This window comes from Nocardia sp. NPDC060255, from assembly GCF_042727395.1.
Classification (GTDB): Bacteria; Actinomycetota; Actinomycetes; order Mycobacteriales; family Mycobacteriaceae; genus Nocardia.
The window spans coordinates 1-12,975 of sequence record NZ_JBHXAU010000023.1 but is presented as its reverse complement, the minus strand read 5'-3'; the positions used below and the strand labels follow the sequence as shown (position 1 = coordinate 12,975).

10 protein-coding genes are annotated in these 12,975 nt (G+C 66.4%); 2 read left to right on the top strand and 8 right to left on the bottom strand.

The window, feature by feature from the left end; translation table 11 throughout:
* Positions 1-15 precede the first annotated feature (15 nt).
* A complete protein-coding gene (locus tag ACFWF1_RS32865) occupies positions 16-837 on the bottom strand; it encodes a hypothetical protein (RefSeq protein WP_379289038.1) in 822 nt (273 codons plus the stop codon).
* Between the two features lie 301 nt (positions 838-1,138).
* Here ACFWF1_RS32865 and ACFWF1_RS32860 point away from each other — a divergent pair, with 301 nt between their 5' ends.
* Positions 1,139-1,888: an IclR family transcriptional regulator gene (locus ACFWF1_RS32860; protein WP_379289008.1), complete on the top strand. Its 750-nt coding sequence runs from the start codon at positions 1,139-1,141 to the stop codon at positions 1,886-1,888.
* Positions 1,889-1,944: 56 nt separating this feature from the next.
* Here ACFWF1_RS32860 and ACFWF1_RS32855 read toward each other — a convergent pair whose 3' ends face one another.
* The 6 genes from ACFWF1_RS32855 to ACFWF1_RS32830 form a co-directional block, all read right to left on the bottom strand.
* Positions 1,945-3,024 carry an amidohydrolase family protein gene (locus tag ACFWF1_RS32855; RefSeq protein ID WP_379289010.1) on the bottom strand — a complete coding sequence of 360 codons (1,080 nt, stop codon included), beginning with the start codon at positions 3,022-3,024 and terminating at the stop codon, positions 1,945-1,947.
* 157 nt (positions 3,025-3,181) lie between these two features.
* Complete coding sequence (locus tag ACFWF1_RS32850) at positions 3,182-4,291, bottom strand: ABC transporter ATP-binding protein (protein WP_379289012.1); 1,110 nt, start codon at positions 4,289-4,291, stop codon at positions 3,182-3,184.
* Between the two features lie 9 nt (positions 4,292-4,300).
* Positions 4,301-5,182, bottom strand: coding sequence for a carbohydrate ABC transporter permease (locus ACFWF1_RS32845; RefSeq protein ID WP_379289014.1), 882 nt, complete (start codon positions 5,180-5,182; stop codon positions 4,301-4,303).
* Positions 5,179-6,147, bottom strand: a complete 969-nt coding sequence (locus ACFWF1_RS32840) for a carbohydrate ABC transporter permease (RefSeq protein ID WP_379289016.1) — start codon at positions 6,145-6,147, stop codon at positions 5,179-5,181. Before ACFWF1_RS32840 ends, ACFWF1_RS32845 begins: the two co-directional genes overlap by 4 nt.
* Positions 6,148-6,149: 2 nt before the next feature.
* A complete protein-coding gene (locus ACFWF1_RS32835; RefSeq protein ID WP_379289017.1) occupies positions 6,150-7,511 on the bottom strand; it encodes an ABC transporter substrate-binding protein in 1,362 nt (453 codons plus the stop codon).
* Positions 7,498-8,499: a sugar-binding transcriptional regulator gene (locus ACFWF1_RS32830; protein WP_379289019.1), complete on the bottom strand. Its 1,002-nt coding sequence runs from the start codon at positions 8,497-8,499 to the stop codon at positions 7,498-7,500. The genes ACFWF1_RS32835 and ACFWF1_RS32830 overlap by 14 nt, the downstream gene beginning before the upstream one ends.
* Positions 8,500-8,600: 101 nt before the next feature.
* Between ACFWF1_RS32830 and ACFWF1_RS32825 the strand changes: the two genes are divergently transcribed.
* Positions 8,601-10,088, top strand: a complete 1,488-nt coding sequence (locus tag ACFWF1_RS32825; protein ID WP_379289021.1) for a mannitol dehydrogenase family protein — start codon at positions 8,601-8,603, stop codon at positions 10,086-10,088.
* 105 nt (positions 10,089-10,193) lie between these two features.
* Here ACFWF1_RS32825 and ACFWF1_RS32820 read toward each other — a convergent pair whose 3' ends face one another.
* Entirely contained in the window at positions 10,194-10,952 is a 759-nt protein-coding gene (locus ACFWF1_RS32820) for an acyl-[acyl-carrier-protein] thioesterase (RefSeq protein WP_379289023.1), read from the bottom strand.
* Between the last annotated feature and the right edge of the window lie 2,023 nt (positions 10,953-12,975).

The window sequence follows — 12,975 nt, the reverse complement described above, 5'->3', positions numbered from 1 at the left end:
GCGCGCAGTACACGGTTATTTCCGTGGGCTTTCGAGCGCGTCCTCGACGGCCGCGAGCGCGTCGACGGGAGTGCGGTTCTGGCCCTTCGCGTTCTGGCCGAGCTGGGGCCAGCCAGACCCGTCGGGGCCGAGCAGCTGGACCCAGATCGCCCGGGTCTTGTCCAGCAGCTCGCGCTGCTCGACTTCGTTCAATGCGGACATGAATTCCTCCTCTATTCCGACGCCGCAGGCTGCGGCGAAATCCTGAGGCGACATGTCGTAGGCGGCGTTCATGTCGCAGTCGCCGAACGGCGGGCAGCCCTCGGGCAGGCCGCCGCCGAAGCCTTGGCCGTCGGTGTATTGGTGGGCGAGCTGGCCGGGCAGGTTCGGATTGCGGCCGTAGCCCGCGCCGACCACGCGCAGCCCGTCGGGGCGGTCCGGCCACATGCCGACGAAATCGCTTTGATTGGCGTAGCCGATCACCCGCCGCGGGTCGCCGAGCCAGTCGGCCAGCTTCCAGTACGCGGCGTTGATGCCCGCGGACTGGTCACCGCCGGGATTGCCGCCCGATTCGACGTCGATCATCGCGATCATGCCCGGGTGTGGACCGCCCAGCTGGGCTACCATCTCGCGGTGGGTCTCGACGGTCTCGAGCCAGTTCGGCCGCCAGTAGAAATAGACGATGAAACATGCCAAACGGCCGGCATCGACTGCCCGGCACGCCCATTCGTAGTTCGCGGCGAAGTTCGGATCGCGGAACGTGCCGTCGTTGGAGCGGAAGCTCAAGATGCCGTGTGGATAGGAATCATCGACCGGCGCTTGAAAATAGGACACGTCCGCGAAAAGACTGTCGACCATGTGATCTCCCTCGATTTCGTCTGCCCGAAATTTCCCCCGAGTGGTCGCCGCCGCCGATTTCACCGACTCGACGCCGTGAGACGTCGATGAAACGTGGGTGAAGGGTGCAAACCGGAGACTCTTCCTGGTAGAGGAACACCGCCCGGCGCCCGTTCGGCGCGACGGACCAATGCTGTAGCCGGTCGGCCCGCCCACGGAAGTTGTCGGTCTGATGAGCGAACCGGGCGTTCCATTTGTTGGACCGGGGGCGATAAGCACCACGTGCTCGGTTCGTTGCAACATCTGCACGGGAGGACAGAGAGTGAACGAAACGACGATGGAAAAGGCGGCCATGGGGGGCCGCGGCGTGCTCGAGGGGGCATTTGCCCTGTTGGAGGCCCTCGCGCACGGCGATGAACTGGGCTTGACGCAGCTGGCGACAACGGCCGGATTACCGAAGGCCACGGCCTATCGGTTACTCAGTCAGTTGGTGGTGGAAGGAGCGGTGCAACGCCGCGGCGGGCGATATCAGATCGGGCCGCGGGTATTTCGCCTCGGGCAGACCTGGCAACCGGCACGAATGCTGCGGGCCGCCTCGGCCCGGCCGCTCGGGCAGCTGACGGCGGCGACGGATCGGGGCGGTTTCAGCCTGTCGGTGACCGATCGGGGGCACACGATGCTGATCGGGGGCATCGGGCGCGAGATCGATGAGGTCTTTCCGCTGCGCGCGGGGGTGCTGCTGCCGTCGGGTACCGCCGCCGAGCAGGCGCTGGCTATCGGGCATCCGAATCACATACCGCCCGAGGAGTTCTCGCCCCGCGAGTGGAGTCGGCAGATCACGCTGGCACGGGAACGGGGACTGGCCTACGACACCGACATGAGCCGTTTCGGGCTGGCGTGTGTCGCGGCGCCGGTGCGCGGGCCCGCCGGTGAGGTCGTTGCCGCGTTGGCGGGGACGGTCAGTGAGCTCAGCAGGCTGCCCGCGATAGCGGAGGCGGTGTTGCGGTCGGCCGGGTTGGTGAGTGCCAATCTCACCAGGCTGCTCAGGTCACAGGGTGTGATGTCGCTCTGAACGACGTCGGGGTGTCGCCTTGGGGAGTGGGCGACACTCCGACGGTTCGCCTTCGATCAGGTGTGGGCGATGCCGCCGCACCAAACGCGTTCGATCGCGCGGGTCGCGTGGATATCGGCCAGCGGGTCGCCGCCGATGAGGACGAGATCGGCGCGCATGCCGGGGGCGATCGTGCCCCGGTCGGGTAGGCCGAAGTACTGGGCGGGCAAGGCGGTCGCGGCGAGCAGGGCTTCCGCCGGAGTCAGGCCGGCGGTGACGAGTAGCTCCAGTTCGCGGTGCAGCGAGTCGCCGTGCGGCGGCTGAAAGGGCACGCCCTGCTCGGCATTGGCGTCGCTGCCCGCGAGGATGGGCACACCGGCGGTGTGCAGCGTCGCGACGCTGGCGAGGCTGTCGGCGAAGCCGAGCCGGCCCAAAGCTGTTGCGATGCCCTGCATCATGACGAGGGTCGGCGCGGCGACCCGGCGTTCCGCCGCCATCCGGCGCACGTCCTCGGCGGGTAGCTGGCCGTCCGACGGAATGTGGGTGATGATGTCGACTCCCGCGTCCAGCGCGAGGGTGTAGGCGCCCAACGATGCCGCGTGCGCGACGACGCGAAGATCCTTGGCATGCGCCGCCGCGACAACGGCTTTGGCGGCAGCCTCGTCGGGACCGCCCTGCCCGGGCGCTTCCAGCACCAGCTTGATGTAGTCCGACCCGGCCGCCGCGCGCTCGGCGACCATCGCCTCGGCCTGCTCCGGACCGTGGATGACCGCGTGCTCGGCCAGGCCGGGAAGCCGGGCGTGCCCACCGCCGGCGCCGATGATCGGCGTCCCCGCGCTGCGAATGTCGGTGGTACCCAGCAGATTACGCAGCGCCGCGAGCCGCTCGGGCGGGAAGGTGGTCATGTCCAGTGCGGTGGTCACGCCGTGCGCGGCGAGCTGGTCCAGCGACTCGGTCCCGGCCAGATGGACGTGGGCGTCGATCAGGCCGGGCAGCAGGATCGCGCCGTGGCCGTCCACTCTCTCGGCGCCGTCGGCGTCGGTGCCGATCACCGGCCCATCGATCACCACTGTTGTCGGCGCGGTCAGGCCGTGGCCATCGAAGACGCGAACATTGTGCAGGGCGGTTTTACCGATCGCTGGGGAGTCGACGGTCACGCAAGCCTCCGGTGCGGGTAGTCCATGCAGCGGCGGGGAGTGCGACCGCTCCGCTAGGGAACGTTAGTAGCCGACCGTGCTTTTGTCCGCACACGAAGTGATAACGCATTGTTCTCGTTAGAGCACCTTCAGGTCTCGCTCATCGGTGTTAGCACGCCTATTCGGCGATCCGTTCGCCGGTCACCGGATGGAACAGATGCACAGCGGCGGCGTCGGTCACCGTCAGGCTGACGGATTCGGCCAGCTTCGCCGGAGACCTGGTCGCCGAGCGGGACACGAACATGAACGACTCCCCGTCGAGGCCGGTGACCGGCGTGGAAGGGCGGGCGTACACATAGGATTCGCTGCCGAGCTCCTCGATGAGTTCGACGGTGACGGCGAAGCCGGTTCCGTCCCTGCGCAGTTCGAGCTGTTCGGGCCTGATGCCGACGGTGACCGTGTCCAAGTTGGCCGCGGCCAGTCCGGTCAGCCGATCGCGCGGCAATTCCAGTGTGCTGCCCGCGATTTCGACGCCACCGGAAACGAGCGGGACGGTGCATAGGTTCATCGACGGCGAGCCGATGAAGCCCGCGACGAACGCGGTGGCAGGCCGGTCGTAGAGCTCGGCGGGGGTGCTGAACTGTTGCAGCCTGCCGTCGCGCAGCACCGCGACGCGGTCGCCCATGGTCATCGCCTCGACCTGATCGTGCGTGACATAGACGGTGGTGGTGCCCAGCCGTCGCTGCAGCGCGGCGATTTGGGTGCGCGTCTGCACGCGCAGTTTGGCGTCGAGGTTGCTCAGCGGTTCGTCCATGCAGAACACCCGCGGCTCGCGCACGATGGCGCGGCCCATCGCGACCCGTTGCCGTTGGCCGCCGGACAGTTTCGCCGGTTTGCGGTCCAGGTACGGGGTGAGGCCGAGCAGTGCGGCGGCCTCGGCGACGCGGCGTTTACGTTCTTCCAGCGGCACTTTGAGCATCTTGAGCGCGAAACCCATGTTCTCCCCGACGGTCTTGTTCGGGTAGAGCGCGTAGTTCTGGAAGACCATGGCGATGTCGCGGTCCTTGGACGGGACGCCGGTCATATCGGTGCCGTCGATGCGGATCGCGCCGGCGTCGATCTCCTCCAGGCCCGCCAGCATGCGCAGGGCGGTGGACTTGCCGGAGCCGGACGGGCCGACCAGGACGATGAATTCGCCGTCGGCGATGTCCAGGTCGAGCGAGTCGACCGCGAGGGTTTCCGCGCCGGGATAGACGCAGGAAGCCGAGTCATAACGGATGGTGGCCATGGGTTTTCCTTACTTGATGGCGCCGAACGAGAGACCGCGCACCAGCTTGTTCTGCGCGATCCAACCGGCCAGGACAACGGGCAGCGCGGTGAGCACCGCTGCGGCGGACAGGCGGGCCCAATACAGGCCCTCCCCCGTGATGAAGCCGACCAGGAACACCGGAATCGTCTGGGCCTGAACGGCGGTCAGGTTCACCGCGAAGAAGAATTCGTTCCAGGAGAAGATGATGCAGATGAGCGCGGTGGCGGCGATGCCGGGCGAGACCAGCGGCAGGATCACCTCGCGCACGCCGGTCCAGGTGCTCGCGCCGTCCATGCTCGCGGCTTCCAGGAGTTCGCTGGGCACCTCGAGGAAGAACGAGCGCATCATCCAGACCGCGATCGGCAGGTTCATCGAGGTGTAGAGGATGACCAGCGCCCAGATGTTGTCCAGCAGGCCGATATCGCCGACGATCACATACAGCGGCACGATCGCCGCGACGACCGGCAGCATCTTGGTGCCGATGAAGAAGAACAGCGCGTCCTGGGTGCGGCGCACCGGCCGCAGCGACAGCGCGAACGCGGCCGGTAGGCCGAGGATCAGCACCAGGATGGTCGACATCGCGGTGGCGAAGGTGGAATTCAGCAGGGTGGTGCCGATGCCACTGTCCAGCACCGCCGAGAACTGGTCCAGGGTCGGGGTGAAGAACAGTTTCGGCGGATCGGTGTAGGCGTCGCCCTCCTGTTTGAAGGCGGTCAGCACCATCCACAGCACCGGGAAGAAGAAGCCGATGCCGACCACCCAGGCCAGCGCGCTCCAGAACATCCCGGCGCGGCTGCGGCGCCTGCGCACCTTGACGGCGGGTTTCCCGGCGTCGACGGCGGGCTTTGTCTCGAGGGCACGCGTGCTCATGCCGCTTCCTCTTTTCCGGTGAAGGACTTGAACAGCAGGCGCAACGCCAGGGTGGCGACCACGGTGGTGGCGATGACGGTGACGACGCCCATCGCGGCCGCCTGGCCGATGTCGAAGCCGAGGAACGCGCGCTGGTAGATGTAGAACGGCAGGTTGGAGCTGGCGATGCCGGGTCCGCCCGAGGTCATCATGTAGACCGCGTCGAAGGTGTTGACCAGGTAGATGGCGCCGAGGACCGCGCCGAGTTCGATGAACCGGCGCAGGTGCGGCAGCGTGAGTTCACGGAAGACGGCGAAGGAGTTCGCGCCGTCGACGCGGGCGGCCTCGACGATGTCGCGCGGCATGGACTGCAGTCCGGCCAGGATCAGCAGCATCATGAACGGCGTCCACTGCCACACCAGGTCCGCCATCACGGCGGGCAGCGGGTATTTGCTCACCCAGTCGACCTGGCCGACGCCGAAAGGCTTGAGCACGAAGTTGATCAGGCCGAAGACCGGGTCGAGCATCGTGGTCTTCCAAATAAGCGCCGCCGCAACGGGAGTCACCAGGAACGGGGTGATCAGCAGGGTGCGCACCACGCCGCGGCCGAAGAACGCCCGGTCGAGCAGCAGCGCGAACAGCAGGCCGAGGATCACCGAGATGATGACGGTGCCGACGATCATGATCACGGTGTTGAGCGCGACCTCACGGAACTGACTGTCCCGGAACACATCCGCGTAGTTCTGCAAGCCGTTGAAGTGCCGGGAGCCCGGGCGCACGAGGTTCCACGACTGGGTCGAGTAGTACAGCGTGAAGACGAACGGCACCTGGGTGACGACGAGCATGAAGATCAGCGCGGGCAGCAGCGGGCCGCGGCGACGCCAGCCCTCGGCGCGGGAGATGCGGTCGCGCCGGGAGACGAGCGGGGGCGGCGGGGCGGCCGGGGCCGAGCCGGCCGCCACTGGGGCGGTGGTGGTTTCGGACATGGTTACTGACTCTCTCGATACGACCGACCGACCACCTCGGCGTACTGCTGAGCCTGGTCGAGGGCGTCACGGACGCTGATCCGGCCGGCGATCGCGGCGCTGATCTGCTGACTCACCCGGGTGCCCAGATCCTGGAACTCCGGGATGGTGATGAATTGAATACCGGTGTAGGGCACCGGCTTGACGCCCGGATGTTCCGGATCGACGCCCTCCATGGCCGACAGGGTGAGCGGGCCGTAGGCCTTCGACGCTTCCTTGTACTCCGGAATCTGATAGGTCGACAGGCGGCTACCCGGTGGGACGTGCGACCAGCCGAGCTTCTCGCCGACCATCTTGATGTAGGGCTTGCTCGTCATCCAGGAGACGAATTTCCAGGCGGCGTCCGGCTTTTCGCTGGTCTTCGGGATGCCGAGGGACCAGGTGTAGAGCCAGCCGGAGTTGGGCTTCTGCTGGATCGGCGCCAGCGCGTAGCCGATCTTGCCGACCACCTTGCTCGATGCCGGATCCTCCAGCACGCCGACGGCGGAGGTGGCGTCGTACCACATCGCGGTGTTGCCCTGCGAGAGTTGGGTGGCGCACTCACCGAAGCCACTGGTGGCCGCGCCGGGCTCGCCGTGCTTGCGCACCAGGTCGATGTAAAACTCCACGGCGCGAACAACTTCGGGGCTGTTCAACTGTGCGTGCCAGTTCTCGTCGAACCAGCGGCCGCCGAAGGTGTTGATCACGGTGTTGAGTGGGGCGAGGGTCTCACCCCAGCCCGGCTTGCCGCGCAGGCAGATGCCGGAGCGGCCGTTGGCCGGGTCGTCGAGTTTCGCGGCGGCGTCGGCGACCTGGTCCCAGGTCGGCTCGGCGGGCATGGTGATTCCGGCCTGCTCGAGTAAGTCCTTGCGGTACATCAGGAACGAGGACTCGCCGTAGAACGGCACCGAGTACATGTCGCCCTGATACGACAGCGACTTCTGCAGGGACGGAATGAAATCCTGCTCGTCGTAGCCGGGGGTGTTGCGGGCGTAGGTGGACAGGTCGGTCAGCCAGCCGTTGGCGGCCCACTGCGGGGTCTCGTAGTTGCTGATCATCACGACGTCGAATTCGCCGCCGTGGGTGGCGACCGACGCGGTGATCTTGGCGCGCGCCTCGTTCTCCGACAGCGACACGAATTTCAGTTTGGTGCCGGGGTTTTCGCGTTCGAACTCGCCGGACAGCGCGATCGCGTCCTGCATCTGCGAGTTCGACACCATGGCGATGGTGACGGTGTCGCCGCCGCCCGAGGTGAACGATCCGGCGCCAGCGCAGCCCGCCGTGGCCAGGACGGCCGAAACGGCAAGCGCCAGTGCGCGTCTTCTGAATGGGCTATGCCTTCTCATCGGCCAGGCCCTCCTTCTGTTCCAGCAGCCACCGCGCGGATTCGATGTCGGTGACGAGGATCTTGGCCAGCCCGCCGCGCAGCACGCCGAGGGTGGCCTCGTGCTTGACCTGCCCGCCGGCGATCAGCAGCGACGTCTTGCACGCGCGCACCGCGTCGAGAGCGACCGAAACCGTGCGTGCGGCAAGCGATCCCGCGACGTCGCGGCCGTCGGCGCGGAAGAACCGGCCGCCGATCTCACCGACCGCGCCGAGACTGCGCAGCTCGCCGAGGATGGCGGTGTCGAGGTAGCTGCCCTCGAACAGGGTGGTCGCGGTGGAGACGGTGCCGACGCCGAACATCATCACGTCGGCATTGCGGCCGAGTGCCATCGGGTGGCCGAGCAGCGAATCCTGTTCCAGCGCGGTCACGGTCGCGGCGTCGGCGTAGAGCGGGGCGTTCAGGCGGACCGGGGTGGCCTGTAAGACGGTGGCGCAGCGGCCGAGGGTGTAGTCGACGCCGGTTTGGTAGTCGACCGAGGTCATCGAGCCGTCCAGCTGAACCACGGTGGCACACCGGGCCGACTTGGTGCGCAGTTCCCGCGCGACGGCGATTGTCTCTGGGCCCCAAGTGAATCCGAGGGTGGCCTGCGGTTGCAGCCGGCGGGCCAGCACGCCGACCGCGGCGCGGGCCAGCGGCAGCAGGCCGGAGGGTGAGCCGTCGGGAACGTCACGGAGCACGACGGCCTCGGTGAGCCCGAAGGCGCGCTCGAGATCGCTCTCGATGTCGGTGTGCACCGAATCGCGCAGTTCGTCGGGGACGCTGATCTCGATGCGCACCAGGCCCTGAGCGCGAGCCCTGGCGATGAGCCTGCCCGCTGTCGGCCGCGAAACACCGAGCTTGGCGGCGATTTCGGCTTGGGTGGCGCCCTCGAGGTGATACAGCTGCGCGGCTCGGAGTGCGAGCCGGACGTCATCGGGCGTGCCCGGGCGGGAAGGGACGGTGGCCACACGGCCTCCTCAATGAGCCTGAGCATATGCTCAGCGTGTGAACTACTGCTCACAGAGGGTACCATCCGAAGTGTGACGTACACAACACTGGCGGGGTAACTATGACTAGGGACACCAGCGTGCCGTTGCGTTCCGCGACTCTGCGGGACCTCGACTCCGGCATTGCCGTACCGACCTATGACCGGACGGGAATCACCACCGGCATAGTGCATTTCGGTGTCGGCGGGTTTCATCGCGCACATCAGGCGATGTATATCGACCGGCTGTTGGCCGACGGCGGCGCGCGCGAGTGGGGCATCTGCGGGGTGGGCGTGCTGCCCGCCGACCGGCGGATGCGCGACGTGCTCGCGGCACAGGACGGGTTGTACACGCTGTCGGTGTTGGCACCGGACGGCAGCTGGAACACACGCGTGATCGGCTCGATCGTCGAATATCTTTATGCGCCGGACGATCCCGAGGCGGTGCTGGCGAAACTGGCCGACCCGGCCACCCGCATCGTCTCGCTCACCGTCACCGAGGGCGGGTATCACTTCTCCGCAACCACCGGTGCGTTCGATGCCGACGATCCAGAGATTCGCGCCGACCTCGCACCGAATGCGGTGCCCAGCACCATCTTCGGGCTGATCACCGAGGGGCTGGCGCGTCGAAGGGCAAGCGGTATCGCGCCGTTCACGGTGATGTCGTGCGACAACATCGAAGGGAACGGGCATGTCGCGCGCGCGACGTTCAGCGCGTTCGCCGGGCTGCGCGATCCCGAACTCGGCGACTGGGTGGCGCGGGAGGTGCGGTTCCCGAACTCGATGGTGGATCGGATCACGCCGGTGACGCCGCCCGAGGCTACCGCCCAGGTCGAGCGGCGGTACGGGGTCACAGACCAGTGGCCGGTGGTGACCGAGCCGTTCGCGCAATGGGTGCTGGAGGATTCGTTCACGCTCGGACGACCGGATTACGGCGCGGTCGGCGTGCAACTGGTCGAGGACGTCGCACCCTATGAGCTGATGAAGCTGCGGCTGCTCAACGCCAGTCATCAGGCGCTGGCGTATTTCGGGTATCTCAGCGGCTATCGGCTGGTGCACGACGCGGCGCAGGATCCGGCATTCCGCCGGTTCCTGTTGCGGTACATGGACATCGAGGCGACGCTCACGTTGCGGCCGGTGCCCGGAGTCGACCTCGAGCGGTACAAGCACACGTTGCTCGAACGGTTCTCCAATCCGGCGATCGGCGACACGGTGGCGCGATTGTGCGCGGAATCCTCCGATCGGATACCGAAATGGGTGCTGCCGGTGATTCGGCAGCGGCTCGCGGAGAACGGCGAGATCACCTGCGCGGCAGCGATTGTCGCGAGCTGGGCGCGGTACGCGGAGGGCGTCGACGAGCAGGGCGAGCCGATCGAGATCGTGGACCGGCTGCGCGACCGGCTGGTCCCGCTGGCCCGTCGGCAGCGCGACAATCGGACCGCATTCCTCAGCGAGCGTTCGGTTTTCGGTGATCTGATCGACGAGCCGAGGTTCGTCAGCGCGTATGTCGCGGCGTTGGATTCGTTGTATACCAAGGGCGCTCGTGCCACCGTTGCGGAGTTGGCGGTTTAAGCCCTACTCGCAGTCGAGCGTTCCGACATTGTTACCGGTGACGACAGGAACGCGGATACCTGGACCGGCCCTCCCCCAGCTCGCACCGCGGGAGGGCCGGTCCGGTCAGATAGGCAGGACTCGGGTGACCGCGTGCGTTTCACCGGCGACGGTGAACCAGATGTCGAGCGCGGAGCCTGCGCGCTGGGCGGCCAGGTCGACCTGATCGCCGGACTTCAACGGCTTCACGTACTCGATGATCGCGCGGTGCGGGCCCGACTTCAGGTCGTCGTGATCGGCCAGGACCTCTTCGACACCACTGAGGTAGACCGAGTTGTTGACGTGATCGAGCATGTCGATATCGGTGATGCGCAGCGGGAAGGGACGCACCTGCACATCAGCTGCGTCGGCCGACGGCGCCGGATCGGTGAGCGCGGCCTTCCACCGCAGCCGGTGCTCGGTGGTGGCGGCCAGCATCGGCTCCATGAAGCGGTCACTCATCCGAGCGGGCACACCGGTTTCAGTACCGAAATGAATCAGGAAGGCCTCGGTCTCGACCAGCCCACCGGCACTACCGCTGATCTGCACCCGCATGTTGCACCAGCGCGAGGACAGCCCGGAACACCACCGACGCAGAATAACCCGCTCACCGAACTGAACCGGCTTGAGCACATCCATCACCGTCCGGCGCACCACCCAACCCCGATGAGTGTCACCGTCCTCGACAGCATCGAGATGCTCGAACCCGATATCCTGCAGATAACGGGCAATAGCATCAAGCCGAAGACGTTGATCACCGTCGGTATCGGCAAGACGAACCGGCCACCCCGTCTCGAACGGGATTCCGGCGGTCGGACGTTCCGGCAGCACGCTGGGAATGACCATATCCGGATAATGCCAGGCCATTGTTACCCCCCGCGCGCTGGCACGGTCAGCGCGTCGCGCATCTCACACCAGCGAAGTAACCCCGCCAACCAATCCAGCGACGGTCGCGCGCACGATTTGTCCGACCGCGCACGATACCGCTAACAATTCTGTGCGCAGCCACACAACTCGTACGCAGGGACACCCTCCCTTCCCGACAAGGGCGCAGGAAAGGAAGCAACGCCGGATACCCACCACCAGCCGCCCACCGTTACGTCAGGTGCACAACATCGCGTTCCCAAGGTAGTCATCGGCTTGTGATTGCGTCACGAAACCTCCAGCGTGGTGAAACCTATTGGTGTGGAGGTGGTTTCACAGAGAATCAATACCCCTCACAGGGGTTATAGCTGCTGTGCAGGATATGGAGGCTCTGTAAGATCAACAGCGAGCGCGGGCGGACCGCAGTGGCGGCGGCCGGGCCGTCCAGGGCCCCGGCAATGATTGCCGCGCACAAATTGTGCAGCCGCGCACGGTATCGCTAGCAATCCCGCCCGCAGCTAAGCAACTCACGCGCGGGCAGGACTCGCTCGCCATTGGCAGCCCGGATCTGCACTCAGACTCGGGATCCGCACTGACTATAGGGCCCTAGAGCGAGTGCAGATCCCGAGTAAAGGTGCAGCTGCTTCTGGCCCGTGTTCGACGGTTGGCGAAAGGGGTGAGCGCGCCTGTCGAATCAAGGAGTTCAGGCGGCTAGGCGCGGCCGACCTGGGACGCCGACTCCTGGGCCGGGGATCTGCACCCGATCTCGGGTCCATGGTGGTGAAACTGCCGCCGGGCACCCGCACGCGGTATTGCTGGCAATTCCGGGTGCGGCTACACAGCTCGTACGCAGGCAGGGCTCGCTCGCCGTCGGCGGCGTGGATCTGCACTGAGACTCGGGATTTGCACTGGCTATAGGGCCCTAGAGCGAGTGCAGATCCCGAGTAAAGGTGCAGCTGCTTCTGGCCCGTGTTCGACGGTTGGTGAAAGGGGTGAGCGCGCCTGTCGAATCAGGGAGTTCGGGCGGCTAGGCGCGGCCGACTTGGGATACCGACTCTTGGGCCGGGGATCTGCACCCGATCTCGGGTCCAGGGTGGTGAAGCTACCGCCGCGCCCCGCTGTGTCAGCCCCACACCCAGTACAAGCGGTGTTCGGCTGACACAGTGGGTGTACGGATGGGTTCTCCCGTGGCGATCGGGTTGTGGTTGCGTCCCAAGCGCTTTGGACAAGCACGAGTAGGCGGCGGTCTGGCCTTCGCGTAATCCGGGGGCGGTCGCCGCGCATGAATTGTGCAGCTGCGCACGGTATCGCTGGCAATCTCACGCGCGGCTACGCAACTCACGCGCGGGCAGGGCTCGCTCGCCGTTGGCAGCGCGGATCTGCACTCAGACTCGGGATTTGCACTGGCTATAGGGCCCTAGAGCGAGTGCCGATCCCGAGTGAGGGTGCGACTGTTGCTGGCCCGTGTTCGACGGTTGGTGGAAGGGGTGAGCGCGCCTGTCGAATCAGGAGTTCGGGCGGCTAGGCGCGGGCGACTTGGGACGCTGACTCCTGGGCCTGGGATCTGCACACTATCTCGGGTTTCGGGGTGGTGAAGCTACCGCCGCGCCCGCTGTGTCAGCCCCACACCCAGTACAAGCGGTGTTCGGCTGACACAGTGGGTGTACGGATGGGTTCTCCCGTGGCGATCGGGTTGTGGTTGCGTCCCAAGCGCTTTGGACAAGCGCGAGTAGGCGGCGGTCCGGCCTTCGCGTAACCCGGGGTGGTCGCCGCGCATGAATTGTGCAGCTGCGCACGGTATCGCTGGCAATCTCACGCGCGGCTAAGCAACTCACGCGCGGGCAGGGCTCGCTCGCCGTTGGCAGCGCGGATCTGCACTCAGACTCGGGATCTGCACTGGCTATAGGGCCTGTGATGTGACAGGACATCGCTGACAGTTGGTGACAGGACATCCCGGACAGTTATGGGTTGTAGTTGAGGGTAGGTCGGTGTGATCCGTTTCGGG